16 protein-coding genes are annotated in these 18,607 nt (G+C 64.9%); 9 read left to right on the top strand and 7 right to left on the bottom strand.

Features of this window, described 5'->3' with window-relative positions:
* The first annotated feature begins 7 nt into the window (after window positions 1-7).
* On the top strand, window positions 8-913 hold the full coding sequence (locus XH79_RS19790) for a helix-turn-helix domain-containing protein (RefSeq protein WP_271582718.1): 906 nt from the start codon (window positions 8-10) through the stop codon (window positions 911-913).
* 352 nt (window positions 914-1,265) lie between these two features.
* Complete coding sequence (locus XH79_RS19785) at window positions 1,266-1,877, top strand: LabA-like NYN domain-containing protein (RefSeq protein ID WP_271582760.1); 612 nt, start codon at window positions 1,266-1,268, stop codon at window positions 1,875-1,877.
* Window positions 1,878-1,901: 24 nt separating this feature from the next.
* Here XH79_RS19785 and pcaG read toward each other — a convergent pair whose 3' ends face one another.
* Complete coding sequence (gene pcaG, locus XH79_RS19780) at window positions 1,902-2,528, bottom strand: protocatechuate 3,4-dioxygenase subunit alpha (RefSeq protein ID WP_271582717.1); 627 nt, start codon at window positions 2,526-2,528, stop codon at window positions 1,902-1,904.
* 4 nt (window positions 2,529-2,532) lie between these two features.
* Window positions 2,533-3,321: a protocatechuate 3,4-dioxygenase subunit beta gene (gene pcaH / locus XH79_RS19775; protein WP_271582716.1), complete on the bottom strand. Its 789-nt coding sequence runs from the start codon at window positions 3,319-3,321 to the stop codon at window positions 2,533-2,535.
* Window positions 3,322-3,418: 97 nt separating this feature from the next.
* On the opposite strand from pcaH, the gene XH79_RS19770 reads away from it, so the two are divergent.
* The 4 genes from XH79_RS19770 to XH79_RS19755 all read left to right on the top strand — a co-directional run bounded on the left by XH79_RS19770 (window position 3,419) and on the right by XH79_RS19755 (window position 10,264).
* Window positions 3,419-4,348: a LysR family transcriptional regulator gene (locus tag XH79_RS19770; RefSeq protein ID WP_212346787.1), complete on the top strand. Its 930-nt coding sequence runs from the start codon at window positions 3,419-3,421 to the stop codon at window positions 4,346-4,348.
* 80 nt (window positions 4,349-4,428) lie between these two features.
* Complete coding sequence (gene pncB, locus XH79_RS19765) at window positions 4,429-5,733, top strand: nicotinate phosphoribosyltransferase (RefSeq protein ID WP_271582715.1); 1,305 nt, start codon at window positions 4,429-4,431, stop codon at window positions 5,731-5,733.
* Window positions 5,734-5,971: 238 nt separating this feature from the next.
* A complete protein-coding gene (locus XH79_RS19760) occupies window positions 5,972-7,282 on the top strand; it encodes a sensor domain-containing diguanylate cyclase (RefSeq protein WP_271582714.1) in 1,311 nt (436 codons plus the stop codon).
* A gap of 459 nt (window positions 7,283-7,741) precedes the next feature.
* On the top strand, window positions 7,742-10,264 hold the full coding sequence (locus XH79_RS19755; RefSeq protein ID WP_271582713.1) for an autotransporter outer membrane beta-barrel domain-containing protein: 2,523 nt from the start codon (window positions 7,742-7,744) through the stop codon (window positions 10,262-10,264).
* Window positions 10,265-10,274: 10 nt separating this feature from the next.
* On the opposite strand, the gene XH79_RS19750 is transcribed toward XH79_RS19755, so the two are convergent.
* Complete coding sequence (locus XH79_RS19750) at window positions 10,275-10,910, bottom strand: TetR/AcrR family transcriptional regulator (protein ID WP_271582759.1); 636 nt, start codon at window positions 10,908-10,910, stop codon at window positions 10,275-10,277.
* Window positions 10,911-10,961: 51 nt separating this feature from the next.
* Here XH79_RS19750 and XH79_RS19745 point away from each other — a divergent pair, with 51 nt between their 5' ends.
* The 3 genes from XH79_RS19745 to XH79_RS19735 all read left to right on the top strand — a co-directional run bounded on the left by XH79_RS19745 (window position 10,962) and on the right by XH79_RS19735 (window position 15,664).
* Window positions 10,962-11,228 (top strand): hypothetical protein, encoded by a 267-nt coding sequence (locus tag XH79_RS19745; RefSeq protein ID WP_271582712.1) that lies wholly within the window; start codon window positions 10,962-10,964, stop codon window positions 11,226-11,228.
* A 355-nt stretch (window positions 11,229-11,583) separates the two neighbouring features.
* The gene (locus XH79_RS19740) at window positions 11,584-14,988 is read left to right on the top strand and encodes an acyl-[ACP]--phospholipid O-acyltransferase (RefSeq protein WP_271582711.1); all 3,405 of its coding nucleotides are present in this window, start codon (window positions 11,584-11,586) and stop codon (window positions 14,986-14,988) included.
* 4 nt (window positions 14,989-14,992) lie between these two features.
* The gene (locus tag XH79_RS19735) at window positions 14,993-15,664 is read left to right on the top strand and encodes an alpha/beta fold hydrolase (protein WP_271582710.1); all 672 of its coding nucleotides are present in this window, start codon (window positions 14,993-14,995) and stop codon (window positions 15,662-15,664) included.
* Here XH79_RS19735 and XH79_RS19730 read toward each other — a convergent pair.
* The 4 genes from XH79_RS19730 to XH79_RS19715 form a co-directional block, all read right to left on the bottom strand.
* The gene (locus tag XH79_RS19730; protein ID WP_271582709.1) at window positions 15,657-16,223 is read right to left on the bottom strand and encodes a disulfide bond formation protein B; all 567 of its coding nucleotides are present in this window, start codon (window positions 16,221-16,223) and stop codon (window positions 15,657-15,659) included. The two genes, XH79_RS19735 and XH79_RS19730, sit on opposite strands and share 8 nt — an antisense overlap.
* A gap of 10 nt (window positions 16,224-16,233) precedes the next feature.
* The gene (locus XH79_RS19725) at window positions 16,234-16,392 is read right to left on the bottom strand and encodes a DUF5993 family protein (RefSeq protein WP_271582708.1); all 159 of its coding nucleotides are present in this window, start codon (window positions 16,390-16,392) and stop codon (window positions 16,234-16,236) included.
* Window positions 16,393-16,461: 69 nt separating this feature from the next.
* The gene (tcuB, locus tag XH79_RS19720; RefSeq protein WP_271582707.1) at window positions 16,462-17,568 is read right to left on the bottom strand and encodes a tricarballylate utilization 4Fe-4S protein TcuB; all 1,107 of its coding nucleotides are present in this window, start codon (window positions 17,566-17,568) and stop codon (window positions 16,462-16,464) included.
* Between the two features lie 4 nt (window positions 17,569-17,572).
* Window positions 17,573-18,601, bottom strand: coding sequence for an esterase (locus XH79_RS19715; RefSeq protein ID WP_271582706.1), 1,029 nt, complete (start codon window positions 18,599-18,601; stop codon window positions 17,573-17,575).
* Between the last annotated feature and the right edge of the window lie 6 nt (window positions 18,602-18,607).

Below are 18,607 nucleotides of genomic sequence, written 5' to 3'. Positions count from 1 at the left end.
CCAACCGATGGAGGGTTTCGCCATTGTCTTGTACTATTCGAACATGAGAAGCACCGCCCCTGCCCCGGCGATCCGGGTCTACAACCTGTTCGGGGAATCCGGCGATCTGCCCGACGTCGTGCATTGCGAGACCATTGCGTCCCGCTCTGTGCTGCATGACTGGACGCTGGCGGTGCACCGCCATGCCCGGCTGCACCAGGTGCTGCTGATCGAGCGCGGCGGCGGCGAGGCGACGCTCGACGGCCGGGTCGTGCCCTTGAAGCCGATGCAGATCGTCAACGTGCCGGTCGGACACGTCCACGGCTTCCGCTTCGAGCCGGATACCCAGGGCTGGGTCTTGACCATCGCCGCCGAGATCCTGGACGAGGCGCTGCTCGCGGCCGAAGGCCTGCGCGGAGTCCTGTCGCAATCGGGCGTGGTGCGCGGCACGCCGCAGATCCGGGCCACCATGAAGCAGATCTTCGCCGAGCACGCGGGACGCGACTACGGCCGCGCCCATGTGCTGCGTGCATTGTCCGCAGCCATGATCGGTCTCGTGGCCCGCGCGCTCACCAGCGGGAGCGGCGGCAACGGCACGGCGGAAAGCGGCCTGTTCCGCCGCTTCGAGGCGCTGCTCGAACAGCATCATCTGGAGCGCTGGAGCGTTGCGGACTATGCGGACGCGCTGTCGATCACGCCGACCCATCTCAACCGCGTGACGCGGGCGGCAACGGGCGACACCGCCTCGCACCTGATCCTCAACCGGCTGATCCGCGAGGCGCGGCGGAACCTCGTCTACACCAACCTGCCGGTCTCGACGATCGCCTACGCGCTCGGCTTCGAGGACCCCGCCTATTTCAGCCGGGTCTATGCGGCCGCCACAGGACTGTCGCCGCGCGCCTTTCGCGCGCAGCTTCATGACGGCGAAGGCTGACCCATCGGATGAAGGACCACGCGCGCTGATGGTCGGAGGCAACACTGCAAGCGCGCTGGTTGCCGGCGCGTCCCACTTACCTTCGTATATGGGGTGCTATCCTTTGGATAGAGGCCCTTAACCTCAGTACAATTGAGCAGGGAATGCGCTCGCCCTAGCGTGGCTGCATTCGGCGCCCTGGCGCTGGTGGCATTGGGACCTCCATAACCTCGGCGCAAGACGGCCACCCCTGTCCGGTCGTCTGCGCCGCTTTTTTAGCTGGCCATCGGCGCCTTCGGTGTTTTGCCGCCGATACACCGTGCCTTGGCGGCGAGACCGGCTGGCTTCGTGCGGAACTGGAGATTTGTGCATAATGTCTTCAATTGAGAAGATCGCACTCTTTATCGATGGCTCCAATCTCTATGCCACCTCCAAGGCGCTCGGCTTCGACATCGACTACAGGCGCCTGCTCAGCGAGTTTCAAAGCCGGGGCACGCTGCTGCGCGCCTTCTACTACACGACCGTCGTCGAGGATCAGGAGTTCTCGTCAATTCGTCCGTTGATCGATTGGCTCGATTACAACGGATACACCGTCGTCACCAAGCTCACCAAGGAGTTCGTCGACGCCACCACCGGCCGCCGCAAGGTGAAGGGCAGCATGGATGTCGATCTCGCCGTGAGCGCGATGGAACTTGCCGAACACGTCGATCAGATCGTGTTGTTCTCGGGCGATGGGGATTTTCGTTCGCTGGTGGAAAGCCTGCAACGCCGCGGTGTCCGCGTGACAGTCGTCTCCACACTCTCCACTCAGCCGCCCATGATCGCCGACGACCTGCGCCGGCAGGCGGACGTCTTTATCGATTTGGCTGAGCTGAAACAAAAGGTGGGGCGCGATCCGGTCGACCGCCCGGCATCGCGCGAGGTGCGGCAGCCACCGCAATTCCTCGCGCGCGGAACGGTCAAACGCGACGACCGGGTCGAGTGACCCTGCGCGACGACCGCCGGATCCTCACACGTCGAAGAACACCGTCTCCTCCGGCCCCTGCAAATTGATCGTGAAGGAATACACGACCTTGCCGGCGCGCTCGCTGCGCGTCGCGATCAACGTCTTGCGGCGCGCCGGCTGCTCGATCAGGTTGAGCACGGGATCGGCGGCATTGGCGGCCTCTTCGTCCGAGAAATAGAGCCGCGTGTTGAGACCGATATTGATTCCGCGCGCGACGATCCAGACATTGACGTGCGGCGCGCATTTGCGCCCCGTCTTGTCGGTGATCGCGCCGGGCTTGATGGTCTCGAAGGTGACGAGGCCGCTGTCGAAGTCGGAGCCGGCGCGGCCCCAGCCGCGAAATCCTTCCTCCAGCGCGCCGGCCGAGCGATCCGCCGGATGGTTGTAGCGGCCGACCGCATTGGCCTGCCAGATTTCCAGCAGCACGTCGCGCAGCGGCGTACCGCTGCCGTCGAGCACCCTGCCTTCCAGCGTGATGCGTTCGCCCTTGGTGTTCGGCGTCACCAGCACGTTGGAAAAGTTCTTCTCGAAGATGTCGAAGCCGGCCATGGCCGGGATCAAGCCGATATGGACGTAGGGCCCGGCGGTCTGCGAGGCGGTTTCCTTGAGATAGTTGAGCGGCTGCGGCATGGACTTAGTTCCCCGCGGTGCGATTTTCGAAATAGGTGGAGCGCTGGCCGCGCAGGACGATGTCGAAGCGATAGGCGAGCGAGTCGAACGGCGTCGAGGCGTTGAGATCGAGCGGCGCAACCAGGCGGTCGAGCGCATCCTTGTCCGGGATAGTCGTCAGGATCGGGCAGACCGGGATCAGGGAATCGCCCTCGAAATACATCTGGGTGATCAGCCGCTGCGCAAAGCCCGAGCCGAACACCGAGAAGTGGATGTGGGCGGGGCGCCAGCTGTTGACGTAATTGCGCCAGGGATAGGGACCCGGCTTCACGGTGCGGAAATAATAATAGCCGGTGTCATCGGTCAGCGCGCGGCCGCAGCCGCCGAAGTTCGGATCGACCGGCGCCAGATACGTGTCCTTCTTGTGCCGGTAGCGGCCGCCGGCATTGGCCTGCCAGAATTCGACCAGCGTGTTCGGAACGCCCCGGCCGGTCTCGTCCAGTACGCGGCCGTGCACGATGATGCGTTCGCCGACGGGATCGCCGTCCTTGGCGTAGTTGCGGATCAGGTCGTTGTCGAGCGGACCGAGATCGTTGTGGCCGAACACCGGCCCGGTGATCTCCGAGACCGAGTTCTCCAACGACAACAGCGCCTGGCGCGGGGAGCGCAGCACCGAGGATTTGTAGCCGGGCGCGTGCGCCGGCGGATGGATGGAACGGTCGCGCTGGAAGAAGCCGCCATCGCCGAGCGGCGACGCGAACGGCTCGGGGCGGTTGAGGCGGGGATCCTGCAAGGCTGGCGCCTGGGCATTCATCGGCGTTGTCTCTCCCTTGGGCGTCCCGGGGTCCGGGTGCGCGGCTTATTGAACGATAATGCCGCCACCTATTCTCAAGATAAATAGATCGATTATAATGAATTCCATGAAAGAAATCGATCATTTGGCCCTCGACGGCCACGCCCTCGAATTGTTCCTCGCGGTGCTGGAGGAAGGCTCGGTGACGGCGGCTGCGACACGGCTCGGCCTGACACAATCCGCGGTCAGCCACGGCCTGAACAAGCTGCGGCGGATCGCGGGCGATCCGCTGTTCGCCAAGTCCGGCCGCGGCATCGTCGCCACGGCGCACGCGCAGGCGCTGGCCGCGAAGGCGCGCGCGCTGATCGACGAGATGCGCAGCTTCGCCGGCGGCGTCAGCTTCGCGCCGGCGCGGGCGCAGCTGTCGCTGACGATCGCCGCCAACGACTTCCAGCGCGACCTTCTGCTGCCGCGCTTCTTCGATCATGTCGCCGGCCAGGTGAAGAGCCTGAACCTGCGCGTCATCCCCTCGCAATCCCCCTCGCCCGCCATGCTGCGCGAAAACCGCTGCGATCTCATGATCACGCCGCTGCCGCCGTCCGGCGTCGACATCGTGCAGAAGCGGCTGCTCAGCGATCACTACGTCTGCTACTACGATCCCAAGGCGCGCGCGGCGCCTTCCGACCGCAATGCCTATCTCGCGGCGCGCCACATCACCGTCGTCTATACCGACAACGAGCGGCTCGACTTCGACCGCCGCCTGGCCGCCAATGGATTCCACCGCGACATCGCGATCTCGGTGCCGAGCTTTTCCGGCGTGCCTTCGTTCCTGCGCGGCTCGCAGATGCTCGCGAGCATGCCGAGCCTGCTCGCGTCCGGCGTGATGGGCGGCTTCGCGCAAACGCGCATTCCATTGGCGTCGCGCACACGGACGCTGGCCGAGCTGCCGATGTTCATGGTCTGGCACCAGCGCTACCAGAAGGACCCGGCGCATCGCTGGATTCGAAGCCAGCTCGAAACCGTCGCAACGACCGCAGCCGGAGACTGAGCTCCCGCTCCGAATTCGCGGAAGCCTGCCCCTCGCGGAACCCACTGGTTGCCTCGCGATGGGCACGCTAGAATTGCCCCATGACAGTGACCGACATTGCGAGCCGGACCTACAATCACAGCTGGCGGCTGGATCCCATCATCCGCAGCCTGCTTGATACCGACTTCTACAAGCTATTGATGTTGCAGATGATTCGGGAAGATTACCCGGATCAGCGGGTGACCTTCTCGGTCATCAACCGCTCGCGCCATGTGCGGCTCGCCGAGATCATCGACGAGGGCGAGCTGCGCGCCCAGCTCGACCACGCCCGCACCATCCGCTTCACCAAGAAAGAGCTGATCTGGCTGGCCGGTAACACGTTCTACGGCAAGACCCACATGTTCTCGGCGGATTTCCTCCGCTGGCTCGCCGAATTCCGCCTTCCCGAATACGAGTTGCGCAAGGTCGACGGCCAGTACGAACTGCACTTCCACGGACCGTGGACCCACACCTCGATGTGGGAGATTCCGGCGCTCGCGATCCTGAACGAGCTGCGCTCGCGCGCGGCGATGAAGGGCCGCGGCCGCTTCGAGCTCGACGTGCTCTATGCCCGCGCCAAGGCCAAGCTGTGGACCAAGGTCGAGCGGCTGCGCAAGCTGGAGAACTTGCGGCTCTCCGACTTCGGCACCCGCCGCCGCCACGGCTTCCTCTGGCAGCGCTGGTGCGTCGAAGCGGTGAAGGAAGGCCTCGGGCCCTCCTTCATCGGCACGTCCAATGTGCTGCTCGCGATGGACAACGATCTCGAAGCGATCGGCACCAACGCGCATGAGCTGCCGATGGTCGCCGCTGCGCTTGCCAAGGACGACGAGGAGTTGCGCTGGGCGCCCTATCGCATCCTCGACCAGTGGCGGCAGACCTATGGCGGCAACCTGCTGATCGCGCTGCCCGATGCCTTCGGCACCAAGGCTTTCCTGCGCGATGCGCCGGAATGGGTCGCCGACTGGACCGGCTTTCGCCCCGACAGCGCGCCGCCGATCCAGGCCGGCGAGGAGATCATCGCCTGGTGGGAGAAGAAGGGCCGCAACCCAAGGGACAAGCTGCTCGTCTTTTCCGACGCGATGGACGTCGGCTCGATCGAGGAGACCTATCACCATTTCACCGGCCGGGTGCGGCTCTCCTTCGGCTGGGGCACCAATCTCACCAACGACTTCGTCGGCTGCACCCCGGACGGCTCGTTCGATCTCGATCCGATCTCGCTGGTCTGCAAGGTGTCCTCGGTCGACGGCCATCCGGCCGTCAAGCTCTCCGACAATCCGGAGAAGGCAACCGGCCTGCCCTCGGAGATCGAGCGTTATCTGCGCGTGTTCGGCGACGCCGGCCGCGTACGCAAGCCGGTGCTGGTCTAGCAATTCTCTCGATCGGGTAAACCGCAGACGACGAATGCGCGGCATTGGCTCGCCGATACCGCGCCAGTTCCGCTTTCTCGGCATTTGAAGCGATCTGCGCCCATCCACTTCACGACGTCTTCACCCTGCGATGCGGTCCTGCGCTGTTTTCAGCCGGGGTTAAGCAACCTTCTCCTCTACTTGGCGTTGCAGGCGCAACGCTCCACTGGGGGTCGTTGAGCGATTTGGGGAACGCAGGGTGTTTCGCAGAACAGCGTCGTCGATGAAGGGGCGCAGCTTCCTTCACGTCATCAAGCTCGTCTCGCCTTTCGTGATGGTCGTTGTGCTCCAGGCGACAATTGCGGGATTCAGCCTCGAGGTGATGTCATCGGTCCGCGCCTATGTCGCGGGCGAAGCGCTATGGTCGCGCTCGCAGAAGAACGCGGTCTATTTCCTCAATCTCTATCTGCATTCGGGCGAGCCGCGCCAGTTCGCGCAATATCAGGCCTCGCTCGCCGTTCCCATCGGCGACGAGTTCGCACGCTGGGCGCTCGAGCGCGATCCGGTCGACGTCGAGGCCGCCCGCATCGGCTTCCTGCAAGGCGGCAACCATCCTGATGACGTTCCGGGATTGATCTGGCTGTTTCGCTACTTCAATGGCGTCAGCTTTCTCCAGGAAGCGATCCGCGAATGGGCCGCCACCGATCCCATGCTGCTGGAGCTGAGCGTCTTCGGCGAGGTCATCCGGTCCGAGCTGGCGAAGGGTCCCGTTCAGGACAATGGCCGCCTGCAATTCCTGTCGGCGCGGCTCTCGGAGCTCAACACCCAATTCACGGTGCATGCCAAGCGCTTCTCCACTGTGCTCGGCGAAGGCTCCCGTGCCATCAAGGTGACGCTCACCTGCATCAACATCGCGACCGCCGCTGCCCTGATCCTGCTCCTGATCTGGCACACGCGACGACTGGTGCTGCAGCGACAGGCCTTCGAAGACGCACTCCATGCGGAAAAGGAGCGCCTCGCCTGGCAGGCGTCGCACGACTGGCTGACAGGCCTTTCCAACCGCCGCGCCTTCGAGGCACGCCTGCAGGGCGAGCTGGACAATGTCGCGGCGGGCCCGCTGGGACTGATCCTGCTCGACCTCGACCAGTTCAAGAACGTCAACAGCTGCGGCCATCTTGCGGGCGACCGCCTGCTCTGCCAGGTCTCCGGCCTCCTGCAACAGGACCGGCGGCCGCACGATTTGGTGGCCCGGCTCGGCGGCGACGAGTTCGGCCTGATCCTGCCGCAGTGCTCGCCGCCGAACACCGTCGAAATCGCCGAACGGCTGCGGCGATCGCTCGAGCTGTTCAGCTTCGCCTGGGACGATCGCTGCTTCGCGGTGACGGCCAGCGTCGGCGTCACCTGCATCGCCGACCGCGATACCACGCTCGAGGAGGCGATGCGCCGCGCGGATGCCGCCTGCTATCGCGCCAAGGAAAAGGGCCGCAACCGGGTTCAGGTCGACAGCGTGAGACCGGACGTCGTCGTCGTTGCAGCCCGGGCGCGCGAGGCCGTCGCGGCACGAGGTTGAAGGCCGCCCGCGAGCCGCTGCATCTCGTCGGGCACGAGGACCCGCCGCTCGGACACGTGAGATCAGGCCGAGTGCGTTCCAAGCCATACGTAATGACGCCCTGATCAGGCCTGGCATGAGGGGCAAACGCTGCGGGACGGCCCCGTTGTGGCGCCCCGGCCACATTTTTCCGGAAAGGTCGCCTCTTTCGCATTTCGACACATCGCTTTGCGCGCTGGTCCAAGAAGGCCGGGATCTCCACCACTAAGCATGGCAACTGCCCAGCGTTGCGGCCGGATTCCGTCCGGCCCGAACGATAAAAGGAATTCGCAGGTGTCTTGGAATGCTTCGTTCACCCCACCGGATGTCCCTCGCGCGAAGGCGTATCGGCGGCCTGCGTTTCTTGTGAGCACCGCAATCAGTGCTCTTGCCACGGCTAGCACGCTGACCTGGTTTACCGCCCCCGCTGCAGCGGCCTGTGTGATTAGCGGAAGCGGTTCTCAGACGACGCTTCAGTCAGGCGATTCGATCACCTGCACCGGGGCGGGCAACACCCAGGTCAAGACGGCACCCGTGGTCAGCGGTGTGACCGTCAACATCGGCGACGGCACCGCGACGTCCCTGAACGATCCCACCTTTGCGAGCATTGTCTTCGAAGCGGCATCAAATAGCGCCATCAAGGTCTTCAACAACGCAACGGTTACGTCCGCCAACAGCGACGGCATCGCAGTGATCGGCGGTGGCGGCAATACCATCACCGTGGACGCCGGCGCTATCGTTGGGTCATCGAGCCTCGGCACGTCGGGGCTAGCTCTGGCCAATTCGAGCAACAACGTCATCGCAATCGGAGGTACGGTCGGAAACGGCTTTACCGGAGCCATCGGCATCAGCATCGGCGCCGGGTCGGCGAATAATCAGGCGAGTATCCTGTCGAGCGGCTTTGTACATGCCATCAATGTCGCGGCCGTCGATCTCAGCGGCGCAGCCGACGGCAATATCATCAACAATGCCGGCACGATATCGAGTGCCTCGGGCACGGCAATCATCGGCTCGGCCAATCAGGACACCATCATCAACTCAGGCACGATCAGCAGCGGTGGCGTCAGCACGGCTGCCGACCTCAAGGGAGGCAACGACGTGTTCGAGATGCGTGCCGGATCGGGCATCACCGGGTGGGTCCTGGGCGGCAACGGAACGGACACGCTCCGCTTGGGCGGAGCCACCAACGCAGCGTTCAATCTCAGCATATTCGGCGCGGCCGGTCAGTTCCGGGAATTCGAGGCGCTGGAAAAGACCGGCAGCTCCACCTGGACACTGACCGGCTCGACGACGGACACAGCGATCATGAACGTCCAGGCCGGTACCCTCATCGTCAACGGCGCAATGCCTAATGTTGTGACGACGGTCAGCAGCGGCGGCACCCTCGCGGGCAACGGCAATGTCGGCGATCTCGTCGTGCTGTCGGGCGGCAGGGTCGCGCCCGGCAATTTCGGTTCGCTCACGAGCTACGGCAATGCCACATTCAACGCCGGTTCGACCTATGCGATCTCCGTCAACGCGGCCGGACAATCCGACAAGATCGCTGCGGTGACCGCGACGCTGAACGGCGGCACGGTCGCCGTCACCACGCTTGCGGGCGCCTACGGCGCATCGACGCAATACACGATCCTGACCACGACGACCGGCCTCACCGGGACTTTCTCCGGCGTGACGCTCAGCGGATACAATCCACAGTTCTTCACCTCCGCTCTCAGCTATGACGGGTTCGCCGTCCTCCTGACGCTCAACTACAATGATGCCGCGTTCCTCTCCCTCGCCCAGACGCAGAACCAGAAGGCCGTGGCTGGCGCGCTGAGCGCGTTCGGCCCGAACCTGCCTTTCCTGTCCTCGTTCGCGGGTCTCAGCGATGCGCAGCTTCGTTACAATCTGGACCAGCTCTCAGGGGAAGCTGCGACCGGCGCACGACAGGGTGCCTTCCAGTTTACGGGCCAGTTCCTCGGCCTGATGCTCGATCCATTCGTCGATGGCCGCGGCAGCGGCCTCGTCGATGCGGGCGGCACGGCATTCGGCTTCAGCCCCGAGCGTCCTGCGTTGCCGGAAGCCGTTGCCCTCGCCTACAACAAGGCCTTGGGCATGCCGGCCGCGAAAGCGCCGGCCTTTGCCGAGCGCTGGTCGGCCTGGGGCACCGCGTTCGGCGGCACCAACCGCACCAACGGCGATCCCGTCGTGATCGGCAGCCACGACCTCAACGCGCGCGCCGGCGGCGTCGCGGCCGGCGCCGATTATCACTTCAGCCGCGACGCCCTGGTCGGCTTCGCGCTCTCGGGCGGCGGCACCAAATGGGACCTCGCGCAGGCGATCGGCGGCGGCAAGAGCGAGGCGATGCAGGCCGGCGTCTACACCGCCGTACGCAACGGGCCGGCCTATTTCGCTGCCTCTCTCGCCGTGGCCAATCATTGGATGTCGACCGATCGGCTCGCACCGTTCGGCAATCAGCTCACCGCGAAGTTCGACGCACAAACCGTCGGTGGCCGCATCGAGGGCGGCTATCGCTTCGCCACGCCGATCGGCGGCTTCACGCCATACGCTGCAGCGCAGGCGCAGGCTTTTCGCATGCCGACTTACACCGAGACTGATCCGGCCGGCAGCGGCTTCGGTCTGACCTATCAGGGACGCACCGCCTCCGACACACGGAGCGAGGTTGGCGCGCGTTTTGATCGCGCGACACTGGTCGCGCCGAATGCGGTCCTCACGTTGCGCGGTCGCGCGGCCTGGGCGCATGATTGGGTCAGCGATCCGACGCTCGTCGCTGCATTCCAGGCGCTACCTGGCGCGAGCTTCATCGTCAATGGCGCGACGCCGGCAAAAGACGCCGCGCTCGCGTCCGCCGGTGCCGAGCTGAAGTTTTCGAACGGCGTCGCGCTGTCCGCCAAGTTCGACGGCGAGTTCGCGGCGCGCAGCACGACCTACTCCGGCACTGCGAGCCTGCGATACGCCTGGTAGGGGCGGCGCCTCATCGAGATTGCAGTGCGCCGACCGGCCGAATTCCGAGACCGGCCAAATGCGCGTCGATGAACTGTTCGATCTGCTGGCGCAGCATCTGGGGCGGCACGGCCACCATGCGCTCCTCGAGGCCGAGCGAGATGATGCCGTGCACCGCGGAGAACAGGGTGCGCGACAGCAGCGCAATCTTCACGTCGTCCGCATCCGGTAGCACCCGCACCAGGGGCGCGTGCATCAGCGCGAAGGCGTCCATCACCATCTGAAGGATGTCGTCGGGATAGGGGCGGTCGTCCTCCATCCGGTGCTCGAACAGCGACCGCAGCAGATTGGCGTGCTCGGCAAAGAATTCGAGATAGGTCTCGGCAAGCCCGTAGAGCTGGCGAATGGGATCCTCGGCCGGAACCCCGCGCAGCCGGGCCGTGAGCGCCTGAACGGTCTCCCGGTTGACGGTCAGGATCACCCCGTCGAAGTCGCCGAACTCGTTATAGACGCTGCCGACCGAGCAGCCGGCGGCCTCCGCGACGTCCCGAACCTTGAGCGATCTCAAGCCCTTAGAGGAAATTATGCCACGGGCAATCTCGAGGATCTGGACGCGGCGCCGATTTTTTTTCTGGTCCCGCAGCGATTCTTCTTGAACATTGTTCATTTTCAAGCTACCAATGTGAACATTGTTCAACTTAACCTGGAGACCTGCAAAATGCAAACCCTCGCTGTTGATATCGCCGCCACCTTCGTCGATGACGCCGCAGCCCTCGTGACCGGCCTCGGCCGGGCTGCCCTCAAGTTCGTGATGGCGCCGATCGATCGCATCGCCAATGCCTGCGACATTGCCGGCGTGCTCGCCGAGCGGCGCGCGACCTTCCGGATGTGGCGGGCCAACCGTGGCCGCGTCCGCCGCGACGGCCGCCGGTTCAGCCTGCTTGGCCGCCTGTCACCCTTTCGCCATCTCGCCCATCTCACCTGAGACGCGCCCCGCGAAACGGCTCGAATGCAAGGAAAGGCCGCAATGAAGGGCTTACCATTTGCCGACATTCGCAGCCGATGTCGCGGGCCTCACCGGTGCGGTTCAGTTTTTGCTCACGGCCCGTCGCATATCCGGGTCGGAGCGGCCCTTCCGCCCAAAGCTGACGCGGCCGCGTCAGGAAATTTGCGAACCAAACAAGACCATTTGGAGACCAACAGGATCAGAGGGACCAGGGGGACAGAGCAGACCGACGACAACAGTCACTCTGCAATCGTTCGTCCCATGCCCTTCCGGTCGTGACACTTTCACCGCCAACGTATCAACCTCAGGCTGCCTTTCCAAAACAGGACTAGTCATGATCAGGGAATTGATGTCGTCACGCCGCTTCGCGCCGCTGTTCTGGGCGCAATTCTTTTCGGCGCTCAATGACAACGTGCTCAAGAACGCACTCGTCATCATCCTGCTTTACAGCGCCGCGACCGGCCATGGCGATGCGCTGGTGACGGTGGCAGGCGCCGTCTTCATCTTCCCCTACTTCATCCTGTCCGGGCTCGGCGGCCAGCTCGCCGACAAATACGTCAAGTCCGTCGTCGCACGCCGGCTCAAATTCGCCGAGATTTTTGCCGCGGCCTTTGCCGCCGCCGGCTTCTTCCTGCATTCGGTGCCGCTGCTGTTCGCAGCGCTCGCGCTGTTCGGCACCATCGCCGCCCTGTTCGGCCCGGTGAAATACGCCATGCTGCCGGACCAGCTCGAGCTCGGCGAGCTCGCAACCGGCAACGCGCTGGTCGAAGGCGCGACCTTCATGGCCATTCTGCTCGGCACCGTCGCCGGCGGCCAGTTCGTCGCCGGCTCCGCGCATATGGGCTGGGTCGCCTCCGCCGTGGTCGTGCTGGCCCTGCTGTCCTGGGCTTTCGCCTCCCGCATTCCGCAGACAACGCCCTCCGCGCCCGACCTGCCCGTTGACGCCAATCCCTGGACCTCGACGCTCAGCCTGCTGAAGACGCTCTATGCCGACCACCGTCTGTGGGACGGCACCGTGATCGTCTCCTGGTTCTGGCTGGTCGGCGCCATCGTGCTGTCGCTGCTGCCGGCGCTGATCAAGGAGGTGGTCGGCGGCACCGAGGGCGTGGTGACGCTGTGCCTTGCGATCTTCGCGATCGGCATCGCCATCGGCTCGCTGTTCGCCGCAAGCCTGAGCCACGTCCGCCCCAACCTCGCGCTGGTGCCGATCGGCGCCATCATCATGGGATTTGCCGGCCTCGATCTCGCCTGGGCCATCGGTGTGACCACCAAGGGCCAGGACATCACCGCGGCCGATTTCGCGACCTCGTTTGCTGGCCTGCGCATGCTGGCCGACTTCGTCGCCTTCGCATTCGGCGGCGGCCTGTTCGTGGTCCCGTCCTTCGCTGCGGTCCAGGCTTGGTCGGTCCCCTCCGAGCGCGCGCGCATCATCGCCGCCGGCAACGTGCTGCAGGCTGCCTTCATGGTGATCGGCTCGCTGTTCGTCGCGCTGCTGCAGGCAGGCGGATTGCACGTCGGCTGGATCTTCTTCGGCCTCGGCGTTGCCAGCTTCGGCGCGGTCTGGTTCGTGCTGACCAAATGGGGCAAGGAAGGCGTGCGCGATGCCGGCGGACTTTTGTTCCGCGCGCTGTTCCGCACCGAGGTTCGTGGCCTCGAGAACCTGCCGCCTCCGGGCACGCGCATGCTGATCGCGCCCAACCATGTCAGCCTGATCGACGGCCCGCTGCTGCACGCGGTGCTGCCGATCGATGCGAGCTTCGCAGTCGATACCGGCATCGCCAAGGCCTGGTGGGCCAAGCCGTTCCTGCGCGTAGTCAAGCACTACACCATGGACCCGACCAAGCCGCTGGCCGCGCGCGATCTGATCAAGCTCGTCGCCGCCGGCGAGCCTGTCGTCATCTTCCCGGAAGGACGCATCACCGTCTCCGGCTCGCTGATGAAGGTCTATGACGGCACCGCGATGATCGCGGACAAGGCCGACGCCGTGGTCGTGCCGGTCCGCATCGAAGGTGCGCAGCGCTCGCATCTCAGCTATCTCAACTCCAGCCAGATCAAGCGCTCGTGGTTTCCGCGCGTGACGGTCACCATCCTGCCGCCGGTCAAGCTTCCGGTCGATGAAGCGCTCAAGGGCAAGGCGCGCCGCAATGCCGCCGGCGCCGCGCTCCAGGACGTGATGATCGATGCGATGGTCAAGAACGCCATGCTCGATCACACCCTGTTCGAAGCGCTTGGGCACGCCTATCGCGACCGCGACACCGGCAAGGTCATCATCGAGGATGCGCTCGGCACCAAGCTGACCTATCGCAAGCTGATCCTCGGCGCGCAGGTTTTGAGCCGCAAGCTCGAGACGGGCACCGCGGCCGGCGAGAATGTCGGCGTGCTGCTGCCGAACTCGGCGGGCGTCGCCGTGGTCTTCATGGCGCTGCAAAGCATCGGCCGCGTCCCGGCAATGCTCAACTTCTCGGCCGGCCCGGTCAACGTCCTCGCCGCCATGAAGGCCGCACAGGTCAAGACCGTGCTGACCTCGAAGGCCTTCATCGAGAAGGGCAAGCTCGACAAGCTGATGGCCGCGATCTCGGCCGAGGCCCGTGTCGTCTATCTCGAGGACGTCCGCGCCTCGATCGGTCTGGCCGACAAGATCAAGGGCCTGCTCGCAGGCACCGCGCCGCGCGTCGCCCGCCAGGCCAACGATCCGGCCGTCGTGCTGTTCACCTCGGGCTCGGAAGGAACGCCCAAGGGTGTGGTGCTCTCCCACCGCAACATCCTCGCCAACGCGGCGCAGGCGCTGGCGCGGGTCGATGCCAACGCCAATGACAAGGTGTTCAACGTGCTGCCGGTGTTCCACTCCTTCGGGCTGACCGGCGGGATGATGATGCCGATGCTCGCGGGCATTCCGATCTATATGTACCCCTCCCCGCTGCACTACCGGATCGTGCCCGAGCTGATCTATCAGACCGGCGCCACCATCCTGTTCGGCACCGACACGTTCCTCACCGGCTACGCCCGCTCGGCGCATGCCTACGACTTCCGTACCCTGCGCCTCGTGATCGCCGGCGCCGAGGCGGTGAAGGACCGCACGCGCCAGGTGTTCATGGAGCGCTACGGCATCCGCATCCTCGAAGGCTACGGCGTCACCGAGACGGCGCCGGTGCTGGCGATGAACACGCCGATGGCCAACCGTCCCGGCACCGTCGGCCGCCTCTCGCCGCTGATGGAAAGCCGCCTCGATCCGGTCCCCGGCATCGAGGAAGGTGGACGCCTCTCGGTGCGCGGACCGAACGTGATGCTCGGCTACTTGCGGGCCGAAAATCCCGGCGTGCTCGAAAAGCTCCCCGAGGGCTGGCACGACACCGGCGACATCGTGGCGATCGACGCCGCCGGCTTCATCACCATCAAGGGCCGCGCCAAGCGCTTTGCCAAGATCGCGGGCGAAATGGTCTCGCTGTCGGCGGTCGAAGCCATCGCGACGGCGCTGTGGCCGCAGGCCGCTTCGGTCGCGGTGTCGATCCCGGACCAGCGCAAGGGCGAGCGCATCGTGCTGCTGACGACGGAGAAGAATGCCGAGCGCAGTGCGATGCAGGCCCAGGCCAAGACGATCGGCGCGTCCGAGCTGACCGTTCCCGCAACCATCATGGTGGTCGACAAGGTGCCGCTGCTCGGCACCGGCAAGACCGACTATGTCACCGCAACGACGATGGCCCGCGAGCAGGCATCCGCGCCGGACCGCGAGGTGGCGTAGACGAATGCGCGAGGCGCCTCAATCAGGCGACGCGCGATGCCCCGGAGTGGTTCTGCTTCACGGCATCGCGCGGACCTCGGCGTCCCTGACCAAGCTGGAACGGGCGCTCCAGGCGAGCGGGTTCACGACGCTCAACATCGACTATCCCAGCCGCAGCAAGCCGATCGCGGCCATCGCGGACGACATTCATCCGGCGGTCGCCCGTTTCGCCGAACGTGACGCGCCGCTGCATTTCGTCGCGCATTCGATGGGCGGCCTCGTCGCGCGCGCCTACATTGCAAGACACCGCCCGGGCCGGCTTGGCCGCGTCGTGATGCTGGGCACGCCGAACAGCGGCAGCGAGGTCGCCGATCTCCTCAGCGGATCCCGCCTCTACCGCGCGTTCTACGGCCCGGCTGGACTTGAACTTACGACTGCGATCCGTGCCCTGCCCTCTGTGGACTACCCCGTTGGCGTGATCGCCGGAAGCCGCTTCATCGATCCCGTCGCCGGCCTCTTGGTTCTGCCGAAGCCCAACGACGGACGGGTGTCGGTGCAGAGCGCGATGCTGGCCGGCATGACCGACCATATCGTCGTGAAGGCGTCTCACACCGGGCTTCCGCGTCACGCCGCCGCGATCGAACAGACGATCGCCTTCCTGCGCGACGGCCGCTTCCGCGCCGCCTCCGTCACTTGAGCAGGAGATAGCGGACCGGGTTGTCGTCGCACTGACCTGCGCCGCACTCCAGCACGGTGGACAGGAGATTTGCGGCAACCAGCAATGCGAAGATCGCGAAGACCGTGTTGGATGCGAGCCCGACCATGGGCGCATCCCCCTCTCGCTTGCCGGTCGCATCCTTCAGGACAAGGACCAGAGCGACATAGCACACGACGCCTACCGCGGCGATGAGCGCCCAGGTGTAGAAGTGCAGCCCGAACAACGCCGAGCCGTATCCGGGATCGCCGGGCGCCAGATGCAGAGACACCTGCCGGATCGCGATGAAGCCGGTGACGAGGCTGGCGATGAGGATCATCGCATAATGCGACGGACGCTCGCCGAGGCGCAGGTTGAACAGGAACCCCATGCCTATCGCGATGAACCCGGCCCGTTGCAGCAGGCACAGCGGGCAGGGCAATTCGCCAAGCGCAAGCTGATAGATGAACGCGACCGTCAGGATCAACGAGATCCCGAGCAAGCCAAGCGCATTCAGAATCGCGCCGACCGGCCGTTGCCTACTCGTATCAACGATGCTCATCTCGACACCGTCAGAAAGAGAATTTCAGCGGATCGGTCGCGTGATGGAAGAACGACGCGACGGTGACGGCAATTGTTGCGCTCCAGAGCAGATAGCTCAGTCCCGCGCGCGAACGCCAGACGCTCGCGCACCCCGCGAGCGCCAGCAAGAATGGCAAAAACATATACATGAGCGCGGGCTCCCAAGCGATTCGCGCTGTGCGCGCGCCGAGAAGACATACGTCAGCCCCATACGCCCCTCAAGAGCCCGCCTCGCTACGGCGCTCCTGCGCATAGCGCACCAAAGCCACGAAGCGGTAGATGCCGTGGACGAACTTGCCGTAGGGCATGGTGATGAACAATGCGAACACGGCGCCGAGGTGCAGCGCGAGCAGCGGCCCCATTGCGGCAGTCTCGCGCAGGATCAGCAACAGCATGCCGGTGAGACCGGTCAGGAACAGCATGGCGATGAAGCCGACATCCATGCCGTAGCGGTTCTCGTCGAGCAACGCCGGATCGCGCTGCATCTTGGCCGCGAACAGGCCGATCGGCCCGATGATCAGACCGATGCCGCCCAGCGTGCCGAGCACGACCGGCAGGTCCCACCAGGGATACGGCGCCTCGCGCCCCAGCAGATAGTGATAGAGCGTCGCGACCGAGGTTGCGGCAAAGCACAGCAGGAAACCGTAGAAGGTCAGGTGATGATAGAGCTTGCGCCGGTCTGTCGGCCGATCGTCCTCGTTGTAGCAGCCGACGCCGCCGCCATGGAGATAGCGCAGCTCGCCGGCATCGCGGATCGCCTGGAAGATCGAGCCGCCATCAGCGCGGCCGCCAATCGGGGACCCGATGTCGCGCCAGAAAGCGCGCACACTCATGGCCAACGCGAGAATGGCATAAAGAAACGCGACGCTGAACAGCGCAGCCATCGCATTGTGCGGCATCAATTTGTAGAACGCACCCGGACCGGTGTGAACACCGAACAGCACGCTGCGGTCGTTGAGAGCGGCAAAGCCGAGGATAAAGGCCGCCATGCTGAGCGCGGCGATGATGCTGATGACGAGACCGTTGCGCGCGAAGGCACCGGACAGCGCCGGCGGCCAGGCATAGGCCGCGTAGGACTCGGCGCGCGCCACCGCAAGCGTCTTGGGAACGTTGACATTGAACTCGTGCGGCGGCGAGAACTGGCAATCGACGTAGCAGGCGCCGCAGGAATGGCAGAGATTGGCGAGGTAGTTGAGATCGCCGTCGGAGAAGGCCCGCCGCATCTCCATGGCGGGAAATACCGCGCACAGTCCCTCGCAGTAGCGGCAGGAATTGCAGACCGTCATCAGACGGTCGGCCTCGTCGAGGATTTGGGTTCCGTGCATGGCTTTACTTCGTCAGGCCGTTTGCCTCGAGCCATTTCTGGATCAGGCCCGCGACCTCGAGGTTGTTCTTGTCCATCATCACCATATGAGAATTGCCCTTAATGCCGGCCTGCGGGAGGTCGACGACGTCGACGCTGCCCCCGGCGACCTTGATGGCGTCCGCAAAGGCGATGCCGTTGGCACGGATCTTGGGCCAGCGCGAGTCGCGCTCGATATAGTCGCCATAAATGATGAGGGTCGGAATGTTCTTCAGCACATCCGCCTTGGCGGGGTCGCCGATGCCGGCCGGCTCGATCGCGATCAGCGCCTTGACCTTGTCTGGCCGTGCCTGCGCCACCTTGAAGCCGAAGCTGCCGGCCTGGCTGTGGAACAGGATCACCGAGGGGCCGACGCGATCGATCTCGGCGATATAGGCAGCGACGGTCGCATCATCAGTCGTGGTCCAGCGCGGCACGTTCTGCTTGACGAAGTTCTCGTAGCCCTCGACCGGAAACTGGTTGCCCGGCAGCACTTTCCGCTTGGCGGGATCCATGTCGTAGGAGTTGGGTCCGTCGCCGATGCGGAAGCGCTCAAACGGATTGGACGTGGTGAGGAAAACCGGCTCGCTCTTGAAGATGTCAGGATATTGCGCCCAGCCTGCGCGCCCGCGCTCCACGGCGTCGGAATTGTAGACCGCCCATCCCTTGCGCAGAAAGTAGTTCAGCCAGCCTTCGCGGCCGTCGGGCGTGGTCTCGTAGGTGACTCCGGTCAGTCCGCCGCCATGCCACATCAGCAGCGGATAGGCCCCCTTCTCGTTGGCCGGCAGGAAGTACTGCACGTACATCTGCTCGACCTGATAGGTGCCGTTGGGATCGACCTTGGCCGGCACGCCGCCGGGCGTGAACATGACCTCCTTCACCGGCTTGCCGGAGATTTCGACCAGACGCCCACCGACGTGGAACGACCCCATGTCGCGCAGCGTGATGGGCTCGGCAGCGCGGGCGTGGCCGGCGATCAGCAGCGCTGTGATCGAAGCGATGGCAATGCGTGACATGGTTTC

The sequence above is a fragment of the Bradyrhizobium sp. CCBAU 45389 genome, from assembly GCF_028128625.1.
GTDB classification, from domain to species: Bacteria; Pseudomonadota; Alphaproteobacteria; order Rhizobiales; family Xanthobacteraceae; genus Bradyrhizobium; species Bradyrhizobium liaoningense_B.
This window is presented reverse-complemented; position numbering and strand designations above follow the sequence as displayed.

What these genes read in the sequence shown, in the direction of transcription:
- XH79_RS19790 (WP_271582718.1), top strand. Translation starts at nt 8, where the DNA reads ATGGAGGGTTTCGCCATTGTCTTGTACTATTCGAACATGAGAAGCACC.
- XH79_RS19785 (WP_271582760.1), top strand. Translation starts at nt 1,266, where the DNA reads ATGTCTTCAATTGAGAAGATCGCACTCTTTATCGATGGCTCCAATCTC.
- pcaG (WP_271582717.1), bottom strand. Translation starts at nt 2,528, where the DNA reads ATGCCGCAGCCGCTCAACTATCTCAAGGAAACCGCCTCGCAGACCGCC.
- pcaH (WP_271582716.1), bottom strand. Translation starts at nt 3,321, where the DNA reads ATGAATGCCCAGGCGCCAGCCTTGCAGGATCCCCGCCTCAACCGCCCC.
- XH79_RS19770 (WP_212346787.1), top strand. Translation starts at nt 3,419, where the DNA reads ATGAATTCCATGAAAGAAATCGATCATTTGGCCCTCGACGGCCACGCC.
- pncB (WP_271582715.1), top strand. Translation starts at nt 4,429, where the DNA reads ATGACAGTGACCGACATTGCGAGCCGGACCTACAATCACAGCTGGCGG.
- XH79_RS19750 (WP_271582759.1), bottom strand. Translation starts at nt 10,910, where the DNA reads ATGAACAATGTTCAAGAAGAATCGCTGCGGGACCAGAAAAAAAATCGG.
- XH79_RS19745 (WP_271582712.1), top strand. Translation starts at nt 10,962, where the DNA reads ATGCAAACCCTCGCTGTTGATATCGCCGCCACCTTCGTCGATGACGCC.
- XH79_RS19740 (WP_271582711.1), top strand. Translation starts at nt 11,584, where the DNA reads ATGATCAGGGAATTGATGTCGTCACGCCGCTTCGCGCCGCTGTTCTGG.
- XH79_RS19735 (WP_271582710.1), top strand. Translation starts at nt 14,993, where the DNA reads ATGCGCGAGGCGCCTCAATCAGGCGACGCGCGATGCCCCGGAGTGGTT.
- XH79_RS19730 (WP_271582709.1), bottom strand. Translation starts at nt 16,223, where the DNA reads ATGAGCATCGTTGATACGAGTAGGCAACGGCCGGTCGGCGCGATTCTG.
- XH79_RS19725 (WP_271582708.1), bottom strand. Translation starts at nt 16,392, where the DNA reads ATGTATATGTTTTTGCCATTCTTGCTGGCGCTCGCGGGGTGCGCGAGC.
- tcuB (WP_271582707.1), bottom strand. Translation starts at nt 17,568, where the DNA reads ATGCACGGAACCCAAATCCTCGACGAGGCCGACCGTCTGATGACGGTC.
- XH79_RS19715 (WP_271582706.1), bottom strand. Translation starts at nt 18,601, where the DNA reads ATGTCACGCATTGCCATCGCTTCGATCACAGCGCTGCTGATCGCCGGC.